At 59.9% G+C, this 496-nt stretch carries 1 protein-coding gene and 1 tRNA gene; one reads left to right on the forward strand and one right to left on the reverse strand.

Annotated features, from left to right (window positions below):
• Nucleotides 1-28: 28 nt before the first annotated feature.
• Nucleotides 29-104, reverse strand: a tRNA-Ile gene (locus AC1D0P_RS28570).
• 137 nt (nucleotides 105-241) lie between these two features.
• On the opposite strand from AC1D0P_RS28570, the gene AC1D0P_RS28575 reads away from it, so the two are divergent.
• The coding region (locus tag AC1D0P_RS28575; RefSeq protein WP_477679819.1) for an SIMPL domain-containing protein at nucleotides 242-496 on the forward strand (255 nt) is incomplete at its 3' end.

Below are 496 nucleotides of genomic sequence, written 5' to 3' on the forward strand. Positions count from 1 at the left end.
ATATAACTCGTTGTAATTTAAGATAAATTGGTGGGCCCGGAGGGACTCGAACCCCCAACCAAGCGGTTATGAGCCGCCGGCTCTAACCATTGAGCTACAGGCCCTAAACGCGCGCCGCGCGTCGCAATGGTCAAACGTCTGGCGAGGCTCTAGCGGAAATCCTATCATCGGGCAAGCGTCCGTCGCAAAAGCTGCACAATCGCCTGCGACAAATTGGAACCCGCAACTTATGGAAGCTGCCATGACCCTTCGTCCGATCCGTTTGACCACGCTCATCCTTGCCACCATGATCGCCATGCCGGTCGCTGTCCGTGCTGCCGAAGCGGAGAAGCGCGAAGCGGTCATCGCTGTTTCCGGGGAAGCCGATTCGTCGGTTGCGCCGGATATGGCGGTCGTGACGCTCGGTGTTGCGACGCTGGAAAAGACGGCGCGGGCGGCGCTCGATGGCAACAGCCAGGCGATGAGCGCGGTGCTCAAGGGTCTGAAGGATCAGGGC

The sequence above is a fragment of the Polaromonas sp. P1_G2 genome, from assembly GCF_056405515.1.